Here is a 20,448-nt window from a genome sequence, read left to right as displayed (position 1 = left end):
GGGGGCCCCCCCCCCCCCGCCCCCCCCCCACGACTCAGCCCATGTGCGGGTAGCCGATGCCGATCGGCGCGTCCCAGGTCTCCTTGATGGCCCGGGGGCTGGTCCAGCGCTGGATGTTCAGCAGCGAACCGGCCTTGTCGTTGGTGCCGGAGGCCCGGCTGCCGCCGAAGGGCTGGCGGGAGACGATCGAGCCGGTGGGCTTGTCGTTGACGTAGAAGTTGCCGGCCGCGCCGCGCAGCTTCTGGTGCGCCTCGTCGATGGCGCTGCGGTCGGTGGCGAACACCGCACCGGTCAGCGCGTACGGGCTGGAGGCGTCGACGACGTCGAGGACCTCGGAGTACTTGCCGTCGTCGTAGACGTGCACCGCGATGATCGGACCGAAGTACTCGGTGGTGAACACCTCGTCGCTCGGGTCGCTGCAGACCAGCACGGTGGGCTCGACGAAGTAGCCGACCGAGTCGTCGTAGCCGCCGCCGGCCAGCACCTCGATGGTGTCGGTGGCCTTGGCCCGGTCCAGAGCCGCCTTGTGCTTGGCGAAGGCGCGGGCGTCGATGACGGCGCCGCCGAAGTAGGAGAAGTCGGTGACGTCGCCGTAGCGGATGCTGCGGGTCAGCTCCGCCAGCTCCTCGCGCAGGCCGCCTTCCCAGATGGAGCGCGGCACGTAGGCGCGGGAGGCCGCCGAGCACTTCTGGCCCTGGTACTCGAAGGCGCCGCGGGCGAACGCGGTGGCCAGCGGGGCCGGGTCCGCGGACGGGTGCACGACGATGAAGTCCTTGCCGCCGGTCTCCCCGACGATGCGCGGGTAGCTGCGGTAGGAGTCCAGGTTGTCGCCGATGATCCGCCACAGCTTCTTGAAGGTGGCGGTGGAGCCGGTGAAGTGCAGACCGGCGAAGCCCGGGTCGGTCAGCGCCACGTCGGAGACGGCCTGGCCGTCACCGGTGACCAGGTTGATCACGCCCTTGGGCAGACCGGCCGCCTCGAACAGCCGCATGGTGAAGTGCGCGGCGAACTGCTGCGAGGGGGTCGGCTTCCACACCACGGTGTTGCCCATCAGCGCCGGGGCGGTGGGCAGGTTGCCCGCGATGGCGGTGAAGTTGAACGGGGTGATCGCGGTGACGAAGCCGTCCAGCGGGCGGTAGTCCATCCGGTTCCACTCGCCGGGGACCGACCGCGGCTGCTCGGCGATGATCTGCCGCGCGTAGTGCGCGTTGAACCGCAGGAAGTCGATGAACTCGCAGGCGGCGTCGATCTCGGCCTGCTGGGCCGACTTCGACTGGCCCAGGATGGTCGCGGCGTTGATCGTGTCGCGCCACGGGCCGGCCAGCAGGTCGGCGGCGCGCAGCAGCACGGCGGCGCGCTCGTCGAACGAGGTCGCGGCCCACGCCGGGGCGGCGTCCTTGGCGGCCTGCACGGCGGCGGCGACGTCCTCGGCGGTGGCCTGCGCGGCGGTGCCCAGCACGTGCTTGTGGTCGTGCGGCTGGACGACGTCGAACCGGTCGCCACCGGCCATGCGCTGCACGCCACCGATGGTCTGGGTCAGCTCGACCTGCTCGGACTCCAGTTCCGCGACCCGCTTCTGCAGCGACTCGCGCTCCGGCGATCCGGGCGCGTAGCCCTTGACCGGCTCGTTGTACGGAACCGGTACCGAGGTGATGGCGTCCATGGCCAAGTTCGCCTCCTTGTGAGAAGTCGCTGTCGTGCGGAAGAGCCGCTGTTACTTGGGAGGTTAAGGTTTCGTTAGCCGATGGAGCTTGTCCGATCGGCTATCGTTGTCCATATCGGGTTGTCCGGTTGAACAAGTGGAGTTCACGTGCGCGATGTCGAGGTCGACGCGGTCGGCGTCGCCGTGGCCGGAGTGCCGTTGCGCCAGCTCCTCATCGCTGTCGGAGAACCCCTGGTCGACGTGCTCGCCGCGCCTCGAGGATTCGACGTCGAGGTGCGTGACGTTGTCATTGTCGACCCGGAGGAGGAGTCCGGCAGCGGTCGGAGCGGCGATTTCGTGCTGGTCATCGGCGCCCGCGGACGGGCCGCGGTGCGGCTGGTCCGGGCGGCGGCGCGCGAGGGCGCGGTGGCCGTCGCGGTGAAGGTCGGCCCCGATTCCGACGTCCGGGTGCTGCGCGACACCGCGATCGACTGCGGCATCGCGCTGCTCGGCGTCCGGCCGGAAGTGCGCTGGGAACGCCTGGAGTCCTTCGCCCGCTCGGCGATCGACAACGCCCGGCTGACCACCGACGCCGACGTGGGGGAGGCCCTCGGCGACCTGTTCTCGCTGGCCCAGACGGTGGCGGCGATGACCGACGGCATCGTGTCGATCGAGGACACCGCGAGCCGGGTGCTGGCCTACTCGCGCTCCGACGACGAGGTCGACGAGCTGCGCCGGCTGTCCATCCTGGGCCGCCAAGGTCCCGAGCCGTACCTGGCGATGCTCCGCGACTGGGGCGTCTACCAGCGACTTCGCGCGGGCGAGGAGGTGGTCCGCATTGACGAGCGGCCCGACCTGGGCATCCGCCGTCGGATGGCGGTGGGCATCCACGCCGGGGCCCAGCCGCTCGGCTCGATCTGGGTGCAGGAGAGCACCCGCCCGCTGTCCGAGCGCTCCGAGCGGGCCCTGCTGGGCGCGGCGCGGGTGGCGGCGCTGCAGCTCGTCCGGCAGCGCACCGAGGCCACCGCCGGGCCGCGCTTCCGCGAGAACCTGCTGGCCGGGCTGCTCGACGGTCGCATCGACGCGCAGTCGGTGGCCGACAACATCGGCGCGGATGCGACGAAACCAGCGGTGGTCGTGGTCTTCACCCTGCGCCCGTCGGAGCCCACCGCGGACCGCTCCGAGCTGGAGCTGCAACGCGCGGAGATGACCAGCCTGATCTCGGTGCACGCCTCGGCGTACCGCCGCAGCGCGCTGGTCACCACGATCGGCTCGCGGGTGTACGTGCTGCTGCCGGACCTGGCCGAGCGCTCAGCGGGCAGCTCGGCGCTGAGCTTGACGAGGGAGATCGTCGCGGCGGCCCACCTGCACGTGCGGGCGCGCGTGCAGGTGGGCGTCGGCTCGGCGGTGCGGACGCTGGACGAGGTGGCCGAGTCCCGCAACGAAGCCGACCGGATCCTCGACGCGATGACGCACGACCTGCACGCGGAGGTCGCGACCATCTCCGACGTCCGCGCGCAGGTGGTGATCAGCGAGCTCCTGACCGTCCTGCAGGGCAACGAGCGCTTCCGCGACGCCCGCCTGACGGCCCTGCACGAGCACGACGCGGAGCACGGAACGGGCCTGGCGCGCTCGCTGCTGGCCTACCTGGAGGCCTTCGGCGACGTCCGAGCGGCCAGCGACCGCCTGCACGTCCACCCCAACACCCTCCGCTACCGGGTCCGCCGAGCAGGCGAGATCACCGGAATCGACCTGGCGAACCCCTCAGAACGCCTCAACGCCCACCTCCAACTCCTCCTCGCCCGCCGCGTCCGAAGGTCGTGAGTGCGTAACAGTGTTCGAACACTGTTACGCACTCACGACCTGATCAGGCGGAGAAGGCGGCGAGGGCTTCCGCGTCGGACGCCGTGGTCAGGAGGTTGGCCTCGATGAACTCGGCGATGTCGGGGAAGTCGGGGGCGGCTGCGCGGAGCGTTTCCGCGGCGGCGTTCAGGTCGTAGTCGGTGCGGCGCAGCACGACGTCGGGGCCGAGCAGCGCCCAGTACGCGCCCGTTCCGCCGTACGGCATTCCGACGCTGCCCGGGTTGACGAACCGGCGGCGGTCGGCCAGCCGGTCGAAGGGCATGTGCGTGTGGCCGAGCACCACGGTCGCCTCGTCCGACCCGGCGAAGGCCTCGCGGTAGAGATCGACCGACGAGTCCACGAGCACCATCTCGGCGTCGTCGCGCATCGTGGCGTGGCAGAACCGGACCGGCCCGAGCCCGGTGACGTCCAGGACCACCGACATCGGGAGGTCCGCGATCAGATCCCGTTGCTGCCGCGACAAACGAGATGCGCAGTACTCGGTGCGTTCGTCTTCGACCCGGCCGGGCACGCGGTCGTAGGCCTCGACGAGTTCGCGTTCGCCGTTGCCGTGAACCCAGATCGCCCGCTCACCGAGCTCGGCGAGCCGATCCAGCGTCTCGCCCGGCATCGGCCCGCCGGCGATATCGCCGTTCAGCACAACGGCGTCAACGCCAGCGGCGGCTACGTCCCGAAGCACGGCCTCCAAAGCAGGCACATTGCCATGCACATCAGCCAGAACCGCAACCCGCACGGGAAACCTCCTCATCGACCGGGTCACCATCCTCACCCGGCGATCACCCCAACCCCAACGATTTCGCCAACCGCCGAACGCCCTCCGCGCCGGCAGCGACTCGCGTGGGCGGTGGTCAAGCGCGGGGGCGCCAGCGGGCGAAGCCGCCTTCGGTGTTGAGGACTTGGCCGGTGATCCAGCGGGCTTCGTCGGTGGTCAGCCAGGCGATCAGGCGGGCCGGGTCGTCGGGTTCGCCGTAGCGGCCGAGGGGGAACATCGGGCGGATCGTGCGCCAGGTCGGTTCGTCCAGGTAGCCGGTGTCGACCGGGCCGGGGTTGACCGCGTTCGTCGTGATCCCGGTGTCCGCCAGCTGGTCGGACAGGGTCAGGGTGATTTCGGCGAGCGCGCCCTTGGCCGCGGCGTAAGCGACTTCGCCGGGCATCGGGCCTTGCTGCTGGCCGGAGGTCATGAACACGATGCGCCCGCCCGGGCGCCCGTCGTGCTGGGCGGCGAACGCCTGCGCCAGGAGGATCGACGACCTGGTGTTGACGATCCAGTGCCCGTCGAGCACGGCCGCATCGAGTTCGCCGAGCGCTCCGTCGCCGCCGCTGCGCGCGTGGTTGCAGATCAGGACGTCGAGGTGCCCGAATTCGGCCACGACCGCGTCGACGAGCTGCTGCGGCGCATCGGGTTCGGCCAGGTCGACCCCGGCGTCGGCGATCCGCGCCTCGGGCACCAGCTGCTCCGCGACACCGGCGAGCACCGCGTCGAGATCGTCGGCACCCCAAGGCTGTTCGGCGTCGTGCGGCTGGTGGTGCTGCAGGAACACCGAGGCGCCGTAGGCCGCCAACCGCCGCGCGATCGCGTATCCGATGCCCCGGCGGCGGCTGACCCCGGTCACCAGCGCGGTCCGGCCGCGCAGCGGGATCGGGTCGCGCGAGAGTTCGTCCACAGCGAGGCAGGCTAGGGCGGAAGCGCGGACCGCCGCCACCGAATTGTCCGGGCTCGTCAGAGCTTGCGGAGGCGTACTCGGTTGATCGAGTGGTCGATGTCCTTGCGCAGCACCAGGGTCGCCCTGGGGCGGGTGGGGAGGATGTTGTCCACCAGGTTCGGCTCGTTGATCGTGCGCCAGAGGTGGTCCGCTTCGGCCCGGGCTTCTTCGTCGGAGAGGTTCGCGAAGTGGTGGAAGTGCGAGTCGGGGTTCGCGAAGGCCGTGTTGCGCAGGGTCAGGAAGCGGTCCGCGTACCAGCGGGCGATGTGGTCGGTGTGCGCGTCGACGTAGATGGAGAAGTCGAACAGGTCCGACACCGTCAGGCTCGGCCCGGGCTGCAGGACGTTGAGGCCCTCGATGATCAGGATGTCGGGCTGGCGCACCACGTTGTGCTCGTCGGGCAGGATGTCGTAGGCCACGTGCGAGTACACCGGCGCGGCCACCTCCGGGGCGCCGGACTTCACCTCGGTGACGAAGCGCAGCAGCGCGCGGCGGTCGTAGCTCTCCGGGAAGCCCTTGCGGTGCATCAGGCCGCGGCGGACCAGTTCGGCCTTCGGGTAGAGGAAGCCGTCGGTGGTCACCAGGTCCACGCGCGGGTGGTCGGGCCAGCGGGCCAGCAGGGTGCGCAGCAGCCGGGCGGTGGTCGACTTGCCGACCGCGACGCTGCCCGCGATGCCGATCACGAACGGCACCTTGGTGCCGCGCGTCTCGTCGCCCAGGAACGTCGTGGTGGACTCGTGCAGCCGCTGGCGGGCGGCCACCTGCAGGCTGATCAGCCGCGACAGCGGGAGGTAGACGTCGGCGACCTCGGCCAGGTCGACCTGCTCGCCGAGCCCGCGCAGGGCGACCAGCTCGTCCTCGGTCAGCGGCAGCGGCAGGGAATCTCGCAGTTCCCGCCACTGGTCCCGGTGCAGTTCGACATATGGGCTCAGTTCGCGAACGCGCGTCACAGGCACCCCTCAGCGTTGAGGCCCGGCAGGAACTCCGTGCGGAACCCTAAGCGCCAGAAGGCCCTCCGCGCTGTGATCCACTCCACGCTGAGACGCAGCGAACACGCTTGATCGATCGCGACATTCCGCCCTGCGGAGGAATACTTCCACGGGGACCGAATTCAATGGAAATCGGACCTTCGATTTCCATTGAATTCGCGCCGGACGGCAGAACGCCGGACCGCGCTGGGGGAGTGCGCGATCCGGCGTTCTGCGGGGGCCGGTCGTCGGGACCGGGGGGGGGGGCGGGTCAGCTCTCGGTGTTCTCCGGGGTGTTGAGCTTCGACTTGCGGTAGCCGTAGGCGAAGTAGATCGCCAGGCCGATGGCGAACCAGACCGCGAAGCGCAGCCAGGTCACCGGGTCGAGGAAGGTGACCAGCCAGATCGAGAACACGATGCCGATGATCGGCACGATCGGCATGCCCGGGCACTTGAAGCCGCGCTTGATGTCGGGCCGCTTGTAGCGGAGCACGATCACCGAGGCGCACACGATGACGAACGCCAGCAGGATGCCGATGTTGGTCAGCTCGGCGGCCTCACCGATCGGCAGCAGGCCGGCGATCAGCGCCGAGGCGATGCCGATCAGCCAGGTGAACCGGGTCGGCACCTTGCGCACCGGGTGGGTCTTGGCGAACCACTGCGGCAGCAGCCCGTCGCGGCTCATCGCGTAGCCGACGCGGGTCACGCCGAGCATGAAGGTGAACAGCACGGTCAGGATGCCCAGGATGGCGCCGACCGCGATGATCGCGCCGACCACCGGCAGGCCGACGTCGGTGAACGCGGCGGTGAAGGCGGCCTCGCTGTTGATGTGGGTGTACGGGACCATGCCGGTGAGCACCAGGCAGGCCAGCACGTAGAGCACCATCGAGATGGCCAGCGAGTACATGATCGCCTTCGGCATGTGCTTCTGGGCGTCCTTGGACTCCTCGGCCGCGGTGCTCATCGCGTCGTAGCCGAACACCGCGAAGAACACCGTCGCGGCTCCGGCGAACGCGCCGCTGATGCCGAACGGGAAGAACGGGTTGTAGTTGCCCGCGTTGATGTGGAACGCGCCGACGACGATGACGACCAGCACCACGGCGACCTTCAGGTACACCAGCAGCGTCTCGAACCGGGCGGCGCTCTTCATGCCCTGGTTGAGGATGAAGGCGATCAGCAGGCACAGCAGCATCGCGAACAGGTTGACCTTGTAGCTGCCCGGAGGTGCGGCGCCGTCCTCGGTGCCCGGGGCGCCCATCATCCACGTCGGCAGGTCGATGCCGAGGAAGCCGATCAGCTCGTTGAAGTAGCCGGAGATGCCGATGGCCACCACCGCGACGATCGCGGTGTACTCCAGCAGCAGGTCCCAGCCGATCAGCCAGCCGACGACCTCGCCGAGCACGGCGTAGCCGTAGGTGTAGGCCGAACCGGCCTTGGGGATCATGCCCGCGAACTCGGCGTAGGAGAACGCCGCTGCCGCGCTGGCGATGCCGGCGATCAGGAACGAGATCAGCACCGCGGGGCCGGCCTTCTCGTTGGCCACCGCACCCGCCAGCGAGAAGATCCCCGCGCCGATGATGCCGCCGACGCCGATGGCCGTCAGCTGCCACAACCCGAGCGACTTCTGCAGGCCACCGCCACCGGTGTCCTCGGTGATGGAGTCGATCGGCTTCCGACGGAATATGCCCCGCCCAGGCTGGAGGTGTGGTGCGGTCACGGTTCTGCTCCTGGTGGTTCTCTATGCGCGAAAGGTTACGTACATGGCGTGATTCGGCCCGGCGAACGTCCCGCGCAACGTCGTCCGTGTCCTGGATCACCGAATGGTTTGCACGTTGTTGGCGAAACCTACGCGGATGCGGAGCGCAATCATGTTGTGGGGTCGGATGAGAGATGGCCACTCCGTTTGGCCGTCTCGACAAAACGGCCGGTCGTGGCGTGTAGGTCCGCTCACAGCTGAACGCGCTGCGTCGCGAACCGTGACCGGGCGGCATCGCGGTCGTTAGGGTTCACGCCGGTGCCAGGCGCAGAATCAGCCAGTGGAAGTAGGAGTGCGATGTCCAGTTACCGCACCGTGGTCGTCGGGACCGACGGCTCGGAGCCCTCGCTGCGCGCGGTGGCCCGCGCGGGTGCCGTCGCGGGCGACTCGGCCGCTCGGCTGGTGATCGTCTGCGCCTACTACCCGACGCCGGAGCGCGACGTCGAGCAGGCGCGCGACGAGCTGGGCGACGAGGCCTTCCAGGTGGTCGGCTCGGCACCGGCCGAGGCCACGCTGCGGGAGGCCACCGACGTCGCCCGCGGAGCGGGGGCGCGGCTGGTGGACACCTCCGCCGCGGTCGGGGCGCCGATCGGCGTGCTGCTGGCCGCCGCGGAGAAGGAAGCGGCTGACCTGCTGGTCATCGGCAGCCGCGGGTTGAACACGTTGAAGGGGCGGATCCTCGGCTCGGTGCCGTCCGAGGTCTCGCGCCGAGCAGAATGCGATGTGCTCGTTGTCCGAACCACGCGATAAGCCGACCGCACGCGGCAACCAGATCGAGAGCACGATCCTCGGCGGTGCCGCGCGCTACACGAAGGACCAGGTGGCGGCCGCCGCGGGCGTCCCCGTCCGGCGTGCCGAGCAGCTGTGGCAGGCGATGGGCTTCGCCCACGTCGACGACGAGGCGGTGGTGTTCACCGACGCCGACGTCGCCGCGCTGCGCTCGCTGGTGGAGCTGGTCTCGGCCGAGGTGATCCCGCCGGAGCTGGAGTCGGCGGTGGCCCGCTCGCTGGCGCAGACGATGTCCCGGCTGGCCGAGTGGCAGGTCGGGATCTTCAAGTCGCTGCTGGGCGACAAGTTCGCGGTGGACGTCGAGACCACCGCCCAGGTCGCCTCGGTGATCCTGCCGGTGATGGAGCAGATGCAGGACTACGTGTGGCGGCGGCACCTGGCGGCCAGCGCCTCGCGGGAGCTCGCCGAGCGCGACCCGGGCACCGACGTGCGGGTGCAGGTGATCGGCTTCGCCGACCTGGTCGGCTACACCCGGCTGATCCGGGACTTCACCGAGCTGGAGCTGACCCGGCTGATCGACGGCTTCGAGTCGCTGGCCAGCGGTGTGGTCGCGGAGAACCACGGCCGGGTCATCAAGACGGTCGGCGACGAGGTGCTGTTCGTGGCCGACACCGCCGCCGAGGCCGCCGAGATCGCGTTGTCGCTCAACGAGGAGATCGCCAAGGACGACCTGCTGCCGCCGCTGCGCATCGGGCTCGCGCAGGGGTCGGTGCTGGCCCGCTTCGGCGACGTCTACGGCTCGACGGTGAACATCGCCAGCCGCCTGACCTCGGTGGCCCGCCCGGCGTCGGTGCTGGTGGACCGCGAACTGGCGGCGTCGCTGCGGGACCACCCGGACTACCGCCTGATCTCGGTCGGCCCGACCAAGGTCCAGGGCTTCCGCGGTCTCCGCGCCTGGGCGCTGCGCCGCGCCGACTGATCTCCTCCGGCGCGCACCTCGGGCTGCTGACGTACTCCGAGGTGCGCGCGAGTCAAGCCGCTGGGACTAGTCCATGTGATCGAATTCATGCTGTGCATGCTTGCTGCAAGCAAGCGTGTTTGATAAGCGACGCCAGCCGTCGCCACCTGCGATTTCGTGATCGCCGGTGGGCGCGTCCGGCGTCGTGCGGGTCGTTGCGGCCCGGTTCGCGGGTGGAAAAGCGGATGCCCGCCGCCAGTCCCGGCAATAGAGTCGGGGGCATGGCGGATCGGGGAACAGCCGTGACGGGTAGCCATTCCGACGACGTAGCCGCTCTGGTCGCGCAGTACGGGCGACTGCCCGCCGGCGCACCGGTGCGCTTGGCCAAACCCACCTCCAACCTGTTCCGGTTCCGCGACCCGTCCGCAGGTCCGGGCCTGGACGTCGGGGGCTTCGACCGCGTGCTGGAGGTGGACACCGCCAACCGCACCGCGCAGGTGCAGGGCATGGCGACCTACGAGAGCGTCGTCGACGCGCTGCTGCCGTCCGGGCACATCCCGCTGGTCGTGCCGCAGCTGAAGACGATCACGCTCGGCGGCGCGGTGGCCGGTCTCGGCATCGAATCCACCTCCTTCCGCAGCGGGCTGCCGCACGAATCGGTGCGGGAGATGGAGATCCTCACCGGATCCGGGGAAGTCGTGCGCGCCCGTGCGGACAACGAGCACGCCGAGCTGCACCGCGGGTTCCCCAACTCCTACGGCACGCTGGGCTACGCGCTGCGGCTGGAGATCGAGCTGGAGCAGGTTCGCCCGTACGTGCGGTTGCAGCACGTCCGGTTCGGCACGGCGCGGGAGTGCGCGGACGCCATCGCGCAGATCTGCCGCGACCGCAGCTACGACGGGCACCCGGTCGACTTCCTCGACGGCACCGTCTTCAGCGCCCGCGAGCAGTACCTGACACTCGGGTCCTATGTGGACGAAGCGCCGTTCACCAGCGACTACACCGGGCAGCAGGTCTACTACCGCTCCCTGCAGCAGCGGCGCACCGACTACCTGCGCATCCACGACTACCTGTGGCGGTGGGACACCGACTGGTTCTGGTGCTCCCGCGCGTTCGGCGCGCAGCACCCGGTGGTGCGGCGGTTCTGGCCGCGGCAGTACCGCCGCTCCGACGTCTACCGCCGCATCGTGGCCTGGGACCGCAAGCACGCGGTGACCGACCGGATCGCGGTGCTGCGCGGCCGGGGCGTCAACGAGCCGGTGATCCAGGACGTGGAGATCCCGGTCGACCGGCTGCCGGAGTTCCTGGAGTTCTTCCACCGCGACATCGGCATCTCCCCGGTGTGGCTGTGCCCGGTGCAGCTGCGCGACCGCAAGGGCTGGCCGCTGTACCCGATGGATCCCGACGAGCTGTACGTCAACGTCGGCTTCTGGTCCACGGTGCCGCTCCGCCGGGGCGAAGCGCCGGGACGGCACAACCGGGCGATCGAGCGCGTGGTGGGCGAGCTCGACGGGCACAAGTCGCTGTACTCCAACTCCTACTACACCGAGGAGGAGTTCTGGCGGCTCTACAACCAGCCGGTGTACGAGCGGTTGAAGGAGCGCTACGACCCGCAGCACCGGCTGCCCGGGCTGTACGAGAAGTGCGTCCGGGAAAGGTGATTTCGGCAAGGACTGGCGCCAGGTTCGCGTAGTCGTCTGAGCCAGGAAGGGGATTCGCTGATGGGCTGGGCAGAGGTGTTCGCGCGCGTCCTCGGGGGCGGTACCCCGGTGGAGATCCGTGCCTTCGACGGCAGCCGGACCGGGCCGCCGGGTGCCGAGGTCTGCGTGGAAGTCCGCTCCCCGCTGGCGCTTTCGCACCTGGCGGCGGCTCCCGGCGAGCTCGGGCTGGCCCGCGCCTACGTCACCGGGGCGCTCGAGGTGCACGGCGACATGTACGCGGCGTTGTCGTCGTTCCCGTCGGTGGCGCTGGAGGAGATCCCGCCGAGCTTGCGCCGCGAGCTGCTGGTGAAGCTGGCCGGGTACCGGCTGTGGTGGCCGGTCAAGCCGCCGGCGGTCGAGCACCGCGGGCGCGGCTGGCGGCACTCCAAGCGCCGCGACAGCACCTCTATCGCCTACCACTACGACGTGTCCAACCGGTTCTACGAGTGGGTGCTGGGACCGTCGATGGCCTACACCTGCGCGGTGTACCCGTCCGAGACGTCCACTTTGGAGGAAGCGCAGTTCACCAAGCACGACCTGGTGGCGCGCAAGCTCGGGTTGCAGGAGGGCATGCGGCTGCTCGACGTGGGCTGCGGCTGGGGCGGCATGGTGATGCACGCGGCCGAGCACTACGGGGTCCGCGCGCTCGGCGTGACGCTGTCCCGGCAGCAGGCGCAGTGGGCGCAGAAGGCCATCGCCGAGCGGGGCCTGGCCGACCTGGCCGAGGTCCGCCACCTGGACTACCGCGACGTCACCGAGACCGGGTTCGACGCGGTCAGCTCGATCGGGCTCACCGAGCACATCGGCCTGGCGCAGCTGCCGTCCTACTTCTCGTTCTTGCGCGACAAGCTGGTGCCCGGCGGGCGGCTGCTCAACCACTGCATCACCCGCCCCGACGGCAGCCACGGGGCGCGGCCGGGCAAGTTCATCGGCCGCTACGTCTTCCCGGACGGCGAGCTGGAACCGGTGGGCACCCTGGTGTCGGCGATGAACGACAACGGTTTCGAGGTCCGCCACGAGGAGAACCTGCGCGAGCACTACGCCCTGACCCTCGCCGGCTGGTGCGAGAACCTCGAGGCGCACTGGGGCGAAGCGGTCGCGGAGGTCGGCCTCGACCGGGCGCGCGTGTGGCGCCTGTACATGGCGGCCTGCCGCCTGGGCTTCGAGCGCAACATCGTCCAGCTCCACCAGGTCCTCGGGGTCCGCCTCGACGGCACCGACGCCCACTACCCGCTCCGCCCGGCCTGGTGAGAGCACCGTGAGCACTTTGGGCTGCTATGACGACCCAAAGTGCTCACGGGACGTCTCCGCAGGTCACACCAGGTCGTCGAGGGTCAGGGGTGGGACGAAGTCGCCGACCCGGGTGCGGATCCAGAAGGCCCCGGTCTCGCGGTGCTCGGCGCGGGTGGCGAAGCGGTAGCGGTAGAGGTCCGCCCGGATCAGGAGCGGTGGCCGGTCCGGGAACGGGTTGTGGCGGAGCAGGCGCAGGACCTGGTCGTCGTTGCGGAGGAGTGCTTCGACCAGGGCGGGCAGCCAGGTCCGGCCGTAGGTGGGGGACAGGGCTAGGAACCACATCAGCCAGTCCAGGCGCAGGTGGTAGGGCGCGACCTGCGGTGGGCGGCGATTCGGATCGCCGGGCTTGCCCTTGAACCCGTACTCCCGCCACTCGGCGTCGACGTCGGCCGCGCCCTGCACGACGACCTCGTAGCGGGTGCGGGTGATGCTGCCGAACGCGCCGTAGGTGTTGCCCAGGTGCAGCTTGTTGAAGCTGCGGTTCATCACCTGGCGCTTGCCGAGCATGTTGCGCACCGGCCAGTAGCTCAGCACCGCGAACACCACCGCCAGCACCAGCACCAGTGCGGCGAACCACGGTGGCAGGCCGGCGGCCGGTCCGGCCCGGGGCAGGCTCATCGTGGAGAACGCCAGCGTGATGGTCAGCAGGTTCAGCCAGGCGAAGTTCCCGCTGAGCATCAACCAGCCCTGCGTCGCCACCACGACCAGCCCGGCCGCCGAGGCGACCGGCTGCGGGGCGAACAGCAGGAACGGCACGACCAGCTGGGTGAAGTGGTTGGCCAGCACCTCGGTCTTGTGCAGCGGGCGCGGCAGCCAGTGGAACCAGCGGCTCAGCGGGCCGGGCATCGGCTGGGTCTCGTGGTGGTAGTACAGCGCGGTCAGGTCCCGCCAGCAGGCGTCGCCGCGCATCTTGATCAGCCCGGCGCCGAACTCCACCCGGAACAGCAGCCAGGTCAGCAACCACAGCACCAGCGTCGGCGGCGCGATCTCGGCGGGGCCGAGGAAGATCGCCAGGAACCCGGCCTCCAGCAGCAGCGACTCCCAGCCGAACGAGTACCAGACCTGCCCGACGTTGACGATCGACAGGTACAGCGCCCACAGCACCGTCCAGAGCACCAGCCACGCCCACAGCGGCGCCAGGTCGGCGAACAGCGCGAGCACGCTGCCGAGGACGCCCACCCAGCAGACGCCTGCGAAGAACCGGTCGGAGTAGTGCAGGTGGAACAGGCTGGGCGAGGTCCGGAACGGGACGTGCGCCAGGAACCGGGGGATGGGGGTCAGCCCGCGTTCGCCGAGCAGCCCCCGGAACTGGCGCAGCGCGCTGACGAATCCCAGCAGGTAGGTGATGGCGACCAAGTGCGAGACCGCGAACCGCGCGGCCCAGTAGTCCGGTGCTGCCATCCAGTCCCACATCGTCCTCACCGTCCCAGCTGTTCGACGGCTTCGCGCAACCCCCGGACCGCGGACTCTTGGAGATCGTCGCTTATCACGATCTTTGATCTTTCGTCTTTGATTCGCCGCCAGGCGAATAGCCCACCCTCGGCGCTTGCACCGCTGCGGGTTCTCAGCGTTCGCCTGGCGAGGACGGCCCGGCTGCCGTGTATTGGCATACATAAAGTCGGGCACCCGGAGTCCAGGCGGGCGCTGAGGTTCCGCCACCCGCACCGCTACGCAAAACGACCACGTCAAACCATGCTTTTAGACTTGCACGGCGGACGATGCGGTGGAGGGCTGGTTTGCTGGACGAGGTTGTGGCGGTGCTGGCCTGCCCGCATTGCGGTGCCGATCTGGGGCGGGCGGGCAACAGCCTGCGCTGCGCGGCGAACCACGTGTTCGACATCGCCCGCCAGGGCTACGTCAGCCTGCTCCCCGGCGGCACGAAGGTCGTCGGGGACACGGCGGCGATGGTCGCGGCCCGAGCGGACTTCCTGGCCGCGGGCCACTACGCGCCGATCGCCGATGCGGTGGCCGGAGCGGTGTCCGACGTCGAGGGCTGCGTGGTCGACATCGGTGCGGGGACCGGCTACTACCTGGCCCGTGCCCTGGCGGACTCGGACCGCGTGGGCCTCGCGTTGGACGTCTCGAAGTACGCCTCGCGCCGCGCGGCCAAGGCGCACCCGCGCATGAGCGCGGCGGTCGCCGACGCCTGGCAGACGCTGCCGGTGCGCACCGGTGCAGCATCAGCGCTGCTGAACGTCTTCGCGCCTCGCAACGCCGTCGAGATGCACCGCGTCCTGCGTCCGGACGGGCGGCTCGTGGTGGTCGTGCCGAACTCCGGGCACCTGGCGGACCTGGTCGGCGTGCTCGGCCTGCTCAAGGTCGACGAGCGCAAGCAGGAGCGCCTGACCGCGCAGCTGGCCGACCACTTCGACCTGATCTCTCAGCGGACCTGCGAGTTCCGGCTCTCCCTGGCGGCATCGGAAGCCGAGGCGGTGGTGGCGATGGGCCCCAGCGCCTGGCACTCGGATCCCGAAGCCCTCCGCGCCCAGATCGCAGCTCTGCCGCAGCCCATCGCTCCGGTCGCATCGGTCACGATCGCCAGTTACCGACCCCGGCGTTGACGCTTTCCGCAGGTGGTGGCTCGTGAGCACTTTTCGGTGCTATGGCGCCGGAAAGTGCTCACGAGGCCTGACCAGGGATCATCCGCGGGCGACTTCGGCTTCGTAGGCGGCTTGGAGCCGGGCGAAGACCGACTCCGCTCCTTCCGGGCGGGGGATGCCCAGGTGCTGCTCGCGCAGCTCGTCCATGAACTCCTCCCACAGCTCGGGGCCGCCGCGCTCCAGCAGCTCCGCGCGGATGGACAGCTCGCGCGTCACCGGCAGGTGGCGGCGTCCCCACGCGCCGAGCTGGGCCAGCACGGGGACGAGCTGGATCGCCGGCTCGGTGAGGCTGTAGATCACCTTCTGCTTGTGGGTGGGGTCGGCGGCCTTGGACACCAGGCCGTGCTCGGTGAGCCGCTGCAGCCGCGCGGAGAGGATGTTCGAGGCGATCCCCTCCTCGGAGTTGTGCAGCAGTTCGCGGAAGTGCCTGCGGTTGCCGAACATCAGGTCGCGGATGACGACCAGCGACCACTTGTCGCCGAGCACTTCGACGGCGAGGTTGATCGGACACCCCGAACGGTGCGCGTCCTTCACCGGACCTCCCCACTCCTGCGGAACTGCTTGCATTATGCCTCCGGTTGGAGCCGCATTGCCAATCATCCGATTGCAAAGTGCAATCAGCTCTCGGCGCGGTCGGCTTCGCTCGTCATCACGTACCGGATCGAGCGCTGAACGCGAAGAGCGCCGTCCGGCGAACGGCGCTCTTCGCGATTCAGGTCACGCGTGGCGGATCTGCGGGACACCCCAGGGGTTTTCGTCCTGGAGCGGTTCCGGGAGGAGGTTCTGCGGGACGTTCTGGTAGGTCACCGGTCGGAGGAAGCGGTCGATGGCGGCCGTGCCCACCGAGGTGAAGCGGGCGTCCGTCGTCGCCGGGTACGGGCCGCCGTGCTGCATCGCGGGGGAGACCGCGACCCCGGTCGGCCAGCCGTTGAACAGGAGTCGGCCTGCCCGGTCGCGCAGGCGGCTGACCAGGCTCGAGGCGAACTCCGCGTCGTCGTCCTCGGCGTGCAGGGTCGCGGTGAGGTTGCCCTCGAACGCCTCGGCCGCGCGGCGCGCTTCGTCCTCGGAGCTGTAGGTGACCACGATGGACAGCGGGCCGAAGACCTCCTCCAGCAGGGCTTCCCGGTTCGCCAGCAGCGTGTCGACGTCGGTGGTCAGCAGCGTCGGCGTCGCCCCTTCGTCGATGCCGCCTTCGGCGAGCACCCGCACGCCCGGCACTTCGGTGACCGCCTCGCGGCGGGTGCAGTAGCCCTCGTGCAGGCGCTCGTTGAGCAGCTTGTGCGCCGCCACCGCCTTGGACTCCTCGGCCAGCACCTCGTCCAGGCCGTGGTCGGCGGGCAGGAACAGCAGTCCGGGCTTGGTGCACAGCTGGCCCGCGTTGCCCGAGTAGGACGTCACGTAGCCCTTGGCGATCTCCTCGCCGCGGGCCCGGACGGCGTTGGGGGTGGCGAAGACGGGGTTGAGGCTGCCCAGCTCGCCGAAGAACGGGATCGGCGTCGGGCGCGAGTTGGCGATGTCGAACAGCGCGCGACCTGCCGGGACCGAGCCGGTGAACGCCGCCGCCTTGATCCGGGGGTCCTGCAGTGCCGCGGTTCCGGTCTCGAAGCCCAGCACCACCTGGAAGGCCCCGTCCGGAGCGCCGGATCCGGCCAGCGCGCCGGTGATGATCTCGCCGGTGCGCACGGACAGCTGCGGGTGCCCCGGGTGCGCCTTGAGCACCACCGGGCACCCGGCGGCCAGCGCCGATGCGGTGTCGCCACCGGCGACGGAGAACGCGAACGGGAAGTTGCTCGCGGCGAACACCAGCACCGGACCCACCGGCACCAGAACGCGGCGCAGGTCCGGCTTGGCGCCCAGGGGGAAGTCGGCGTCCGCGCCGTCCACAGTGGCCTGGAGGTAGCCGCCGTCGTCGAGGACCTCGGCGAACAGGCGCAGCTGGAAGGTGGTGCGCTTGAGCTCGCCGGTCAGCCGACCCTCCCCGAGGTGGGACTCGGCCATGGCCAGCGGGACCAGTTCGCCCGACGCGGCGTCGAGCGCGTCGGCGACCGCGCGGATCTGCCGGGCTCGGGCGGCGGGGGCCTGTGCGCCGAACGCCTCGGCGGCGTCGGCCGCCCGCTGCAGGACGGTGTCGAGTTCGGCTCGGGTGGTGTCCGGGATCGCGGTCAACGTGCCCATCCTTTGCGCGGTGCGAGTGGCGTCTCCCGACACCGTAATACGTCCAGAGTGCCGACGGGCCGGACAGCGTTCGGCATAAAGCAAGGTCGAGTTCAGCCCGGACGGCGACGTCCTGGCCGTCGAAACCTCGAAGGCCACCGCGGTGTGATCATCGACCGGACCGGAGACCTGCTCGCAACGGCGAGCTGGGGACACGCGATCCGCCTGCGGCCCATGTCCGGACTGTTGTGAGTGCGAAAACCGGCTCCAACCGGCTTTCGCGCTCACGACTTCGACGTGCTCGTGGCTTTGGAGATCGCGAGTGCCTTCTCGTGGGCTTTCAACGGCACCTGGAGCTGGGATCGGATTGGATGGAATATTCCGGTCAGTTCGGCTGGGTGGTTTTCAAAGGGTGGAGCGATTCGTCTTTTCGGGCTAATCAATTGGAAATCGTGGTCGCGTGCTGATCATGTGGGCAAGCTCGGATCATGGTTGATGTTCCGAGTTCGCCTGGCCCGCAGGCGGTGCCCGATGAGCCGGGTGGTGCCGCCAATTCGAGTCGGCGCTGGATCGTGGGCGTAGTCCTGACCACGGTCGTGAACCTCGCGGCAACGGCGACCACGGTAGGCGGGCTGTGGTTGCAAAAAAATAGCGTCGATCTGGAGCGAATGGAGGTGGTGAACGCTGCTGTCGGGAAGATTCACAGTTCGGAAGACAGGGATCAGGCGGAGGGCTTCGGCCTGTTGCGCGACGTCATGCGCGAAGAGCCCGAAATGCAGGAAGTGATCCTCGCCAGTGTTGAGAGGTACCTCCGCAGTCCCCGGCTGCTCGGTGCTGAGGAGATCAAGGGACTCACGGGTACCATCACCCGGTACGTGGCGATCCAGGGTACGCAGGATGCGGCGGAAGTGATCCGCGCACGCGACCCTTTGAAAGACCAAGGCGGTCCTGGTCAGCGCTCCTTTTTTCTGCCCGGAATGAAAGTTGATGGGGTTGCTTTCAAGGATGTGGTGATGCGCGGTACGGTCGCAACGGGTTGTTACGCGCGCTGGACGATCTGGAACCGTGCTGACCTCGGGGGGAGTGAATTCCAGGAGTGCCGCTTCGACGGTGCGCAGTTCGTCGGCGCGAAACTGAACGGCGTGGACTTCACCGGAGCTTTTCTGAAGGATGCTGATTTCAGAGATGCCGACCTGGTCGGCGCCAATTTGAACCGCGCGGTGCTCGGTGGTGTGGATTTAAAGGGCGCGAATCTCCGTGGTGCCAAATTCGGTAAGATCAATTTTGAAAATGTGAGTTTCGATGGAGTCGAGTCGATCGCAGGCGCCGACTTCTCGCAAGTGAAACAAATCGAGAGAGCTTGGAATCTGCGAGATGCGCCGGGGCGCGAATCTGCGATCTGGCCTCCGGGCTCATGATCAGGAGCGGTCTTTGCGCCCTGCGGATCGCAACACGCGTGGCAGGACAGCGGGACCGGCGTCGGTAGGACGAAGGGCACCTTCTGAGCGGGTTTGCTCGGAAGGTGCCCTTCGGTGGGAAAAAGTCACTCCGCGCGGGAGATCTGCACCATCTCGTCGCGCGGCACGACCTTGATGCGCTCGCGGCCCTGGGCCTCGCCCAGCGCCTTCTCGTGGGCGTCCAGGCGACCCCAGCCCTCCCACGTCGTGTACTCCACGCCGCGCTCCTCGAGCAGCCGCAGGATGCTGTCGCTCGACGGCTCCTCGGCCTGCGGCATCGACTCCAGGTCGGCGAGCAGGTTGTTGATCGTCTCCAGCGCGTCGCCCTTGGTGTGGCCGATCAGGCCCACCGGACCGCGCTTGATCCAGCCCGTGGTGTAGACGCCGGGCATGTGCTCGCCGTCCAGGTCCAGCACCCGGCCGCCCTCGTTGGGCACCACGCCGGCGGCGTGGTCGAACGGGATGTCGGCCAGCGGCGAGCTCAGGTAGCCCACCGCGCGGTAGACCTGCTGCGCCGGGTAGGTCTCGTACTCGCCCGTGCCGCGCACGTTGCCGTCGCCGGTGAGCTCCATGACCTCGACCTTGAAGCCCTCGACGCGGTCGGTGCCCTGCACCTCGACCGGCGCGCGCAGGAAGTGCAGGTGCAGGCGTCGCGCGGTGTCGTTCTTCGGGTCGCGCAGCGCCCAGTCCTGCAGCGTCTTGACGATCGTCTTCACCTGGTTGTTGGTGCGGATCGCCTCCTCGCTGGCCTCGTCGAGCTCGAAGCCCTCGGGGTGCACGATGATCTCGACGTCGTCCTGGTGGTCGAGCTCGCGCAGCTCCAGCGGGGTGAACTTGGCCTGCGCCGGACCGCGCCGGGCGAACAGGTGCACGTCGGTGACCTGCGAGGCCTTCAAGCCGCGGTGCACGTTGTCCGGGATCTCGGTGCTCAGCAGGTCGTCGGCCTGCTTGGCCAGCACGCGGGCGACGTCGAGCGCCACGTTGCCGGCGCCGATCACCGCGACGTGCTGCCCGTCCAGCGTCCAGTCGCGCGGGGCCTCCGGGTAGCCGTCGTACCAGTAGACGAAGTCGGCGGCGCCGTAGCTGTGCGGCAGGTCGATGCCCGGGATGTCCAGCGGGCGGTCCTTGTCCGCGCCGGTGGCGAAGATGACCGCGTCGTAGTGGTGCCGCAGGTCGTCCAGCTTGAGGTCCACGCCGTAGTCGATGTGCCCGAGGAAGCGGATCTCCGGCTTCTCCAGCACCCGGTGCAGGGCGCTGACGATGCCCTTGATGCGGGGGTGGTCGGGGGCCACGCCGTAGCGGATCAGACCGTAGGGCGCGGGCATCCGGTCCAGCAGGTCGATCTCGACCGGGGTCTCGGACTTGGTCAGGATGTCGGCCGCGTACACACCGGCCGGTCCGGCGCCGACGATCGCTACCCGCAGTGGGCGAGTCATTCCATCTCCTCCTACCCCGAACGGTCCTCGACCCGGAGTGCTCGCTGACTGGCCCATCACGAGTGGGCCTGGTGGACGTCCACCAAGACCCTTCAAGCTTAGGTACCCCTTACCCCCGATCCCGCCATGCGGGCGGTGACAATGCTCATACCCGGACCGGGTTCTCCCGGGTGCCCACTCTGAGTGCGT

16 protein-coding genes are annotated in these 20,448 nt (G+C 69.4%); 7 read left to right on the top strand and 9 right to left on the bottom strand.

What is annotated here, in order from left to right; translation table 11 throughout:
• Positions 1–34: 34 nt before the first annotated feature.
• Positions 35–1,663 (bottom strand): L-glutamate gamma-semialdehyde dehydrogenase, encoded by a 1,629-nt coding sequence (gene pruA, locus OU415_RS23965; protein ID WP_270951399.1) that lies wholly within the window; start codon positions 1,661–1,663, stop codon positions 35–37.
• Positions 1,664–1,810: 147 nt separating this feature from the next.
• Here pruA and OU415_RS23960 point away from each other — a divergent pair, with 147 nt between their 5' ends.
• Positions 1,811–3,466: a PucR family transcriptional regulator gene (locus OU415_RS23960; protein WP_270951395.1), complete on the top strand. Its 1,656-nt coding sequence runs from the start codon at positions 1,811–1,813 to the stop codon at positions 3,464–3,466.
• A 43-nt stretch (positions 3,467–3,509) separates the two neighbouring features.
• Here OU415_RS23960 and OU415_RS23955 read toward each other — a convergent pair whose 3' ends face one another.
• The 4 genes from OU415_RS23955 to OU415_RS23940 form a co-directional block, all read right to left on the bottom strand.
• Entirely contained in the window at positions 3,510–4,253 is a 744-nt protein-coding gene (locus tag OU415_RS23955; RefSeq protein WP_270951394.1) for a metallophosphoesterase family protein, read from the bottom strand.
• A gap of 100 nt (positions 4,254–4,353) precedes the next feature.
• Positions 4,354–5,169 carry an SDR family oxidoreductase gene (locus OU415_RS23950; protein ID WP_270951392.1) on the bottom strand — a complete coding sequence of 272 codons (816 nt, stop codon included), beginning with the start codon at positions 5,167–5,169 and terminating at the stop codon, positions 4,354–4,356.
• Between the two features lie 56 nt (positions 5,170–5,225).
• Positions 5,226–6,158, bottom strand: coding sequence for a type I pantothenate kinase (gene coaA, locus OU415_RS23945; RefSeq protein WP_270951391.1), 933 nt, complete (start codon positions 6,156–6,158; stop codon positions 5,226–5,228).
• Between the two features lie 289 nt (positions 6,159–6,447).
• A complete protein-coding gene (locus OU415_RS23940) occupies positions 6,448–7,893 on the bottom strand; it encodes an amino acid permease (RefSeq protein ID WP_270951390.1) in 1,446 nt (481 codons plus the stop codon).
• Between the two features lie 336 nt (positions 7,894–8,229).
• Between OU415_RS23940 and OU415_RS23935 the strand changes: the two genes are divergently transcribed.
• The 4 genes from OU415_RS23935 to OU415_RS23920 all read left to right on the top strand — a co-directional run bounded on the left by OU415_RS23935 (position 8,230) and on the right by OU415_RS23920 (position 12,570).
• A complete protein-coding gene (locus OU415_RS23935) occupies positions 8,230–8,682 on the top strand; it encodes a universal stress protein (RefSeq protein ID WP_270951388.1) in 453 nt (150 codons plus the stop codon).
• The gene (locus tag OU415_RS23930) at positions 8,663–9,640 is read left to right on the top strand and encodes an adenylate/guanylate cyclase domain-containing protein (protein WP_270951386.1); all 978 of its coding nucleotides are present in this window, start codon (positions 8,663–8,665) and stop codon (positions 9,638–9,640) included. The genes OU415_RS23935 and OU415_RS23930 overlap by 20 nt, the downstream gene beginning before the upstream one ends.
• A gap of 260 nt (positions 9,641–9,900) precedes the next feature.
• On the top strand, positions 9,901–11,280 hold the full coding sequence (locus tag OU415_RS23925) for an FAD-binding oxidoreductase (protein WP_270951385.1): 1,380 nt from the start codon (positions 9,901–9,903) through the stop codon (positions 11,278–11,280).
• A 60-nt stretch (positions 11,281–11,340) separates the two neighbouring features.
• Positions 11,341–12,570 (top strand): SAM-dependent methyltransferase, encoded by a 1,230-nt coding sequence (locus tag OU415_RS23920; RefSeq protein ID WP_270951383.1) that lies wholly within the window; start codon positions 11,341–11,343, stop codon positions 12,568–12,570.
• Positions 12,571–12,633: 63 nt separating this feature from the next.
• Here the strand turns inward: OU415_RS23920 and OU415_RS23915 are convergent, their stop codons facing one another.
• Complete coding sequence (locus tag OU415_RS23915; RefSeq protein ID WP_270951382.1) at positions 12,634–14,013, bottom strand: lipase maturation factor family protein; 1,380 nt, start codon at positions 14,011–14,013, stop codon at positions 12,634–12,636.
• A gap of 317 nt (positions 14,014–14,330) precedes the next feature.
• On the opposite strand from OU415_RS23915, the gene OU415_RS23910 reads away from it, so the two are divergent.
• Positions 14,331–15,173, top strand: a complete 843-nt coding sequence (locus OU415_RS23910; RefSeq protein WP_408641898.1) for a putative RNA methyltransferase — start codon at positions 14,331–14,333, stop codon at positions 15,171–15,173.
• A gap of 78 nt (positions 15,174–15,251) precedes the next feature.
• Here OU415_RS23910 and OU415_RS23905 read toward each other — a convergent pair whose 3' ends face one another.
• Positions 15,252–15,746 (bottom strand): winged helix-turn-helix transcriptional regulator, encoded by a 495-nt coding sequence (locus tag OU415_RS23905; RefSeq protein ID WP_270951379.1) that lies wholly within the window; start codon positions 15,744–15,746, stop codon positions 15,252–15,254.
• A 183-nt stretch (positions 15,747–15,929) separates the two neighbouring features.
• Positions 15,930–17,387: an aldehyde dehydrogenase (NADP(+)) gene (locus OU415_RS23900; RefSeq protein ID WP_270951377.1), complete on the bottom strand. Its 1,458-nt coding sequence runs from the start codon at positions 17,385–17,387 to the stop codon at positions 15,930–15,932.
• A 467-nt stretch (positions 17,388–17,854) separates the two neighbouring features.
• Here OU415_RS23900 and OU415_RS23895 point away from each other — a divergent pair, with 467 nt between their 5' ends.
• Positions 17,855–18,784 (top strand): pentapeptide repeat-containing protein, encoded by a 930-nt coding sequence (locus OU415_RS23895; RefSeq protein WP_270951376.1) that lies wholly within the window; start codon positions 17,855–17,857, stop codon positions 18,782–18,784.
• A 125-nt stretch (positions 18,785–18,909) separates the two neighbouring features.
• Here the strand turns inward: OU415_RS23895 and OU415_RS23890 are convergent, their stop codons facing one another.
• Positions 18,910–20,259, bottom strand: a complete 1,350-nt coding sequence (locus OU415_RS23890; protein WP_270951374.1) for an FAD-dependent oxidoreductase — start codon at positions 20,257–20,259, stop codon at positions 18,910–18,912.
• Positions 20,260–20,448: the final 189 nt, after the last annotated feature.

The sequence above is a fragment of the Saccharopolyspora oryzae genome (assembly GCF_027853915.1).
Classification (GTDB): Bacteria; Actinomycetota; Actinomycetes; order Mycobacteriales; family Pseudonocardiaceae; genus Saccharopolyspora; species Saccharopolyspora oryzae.
This window is presented reverse-complemented; position numbering and strand designations above follow the sequence as displayed.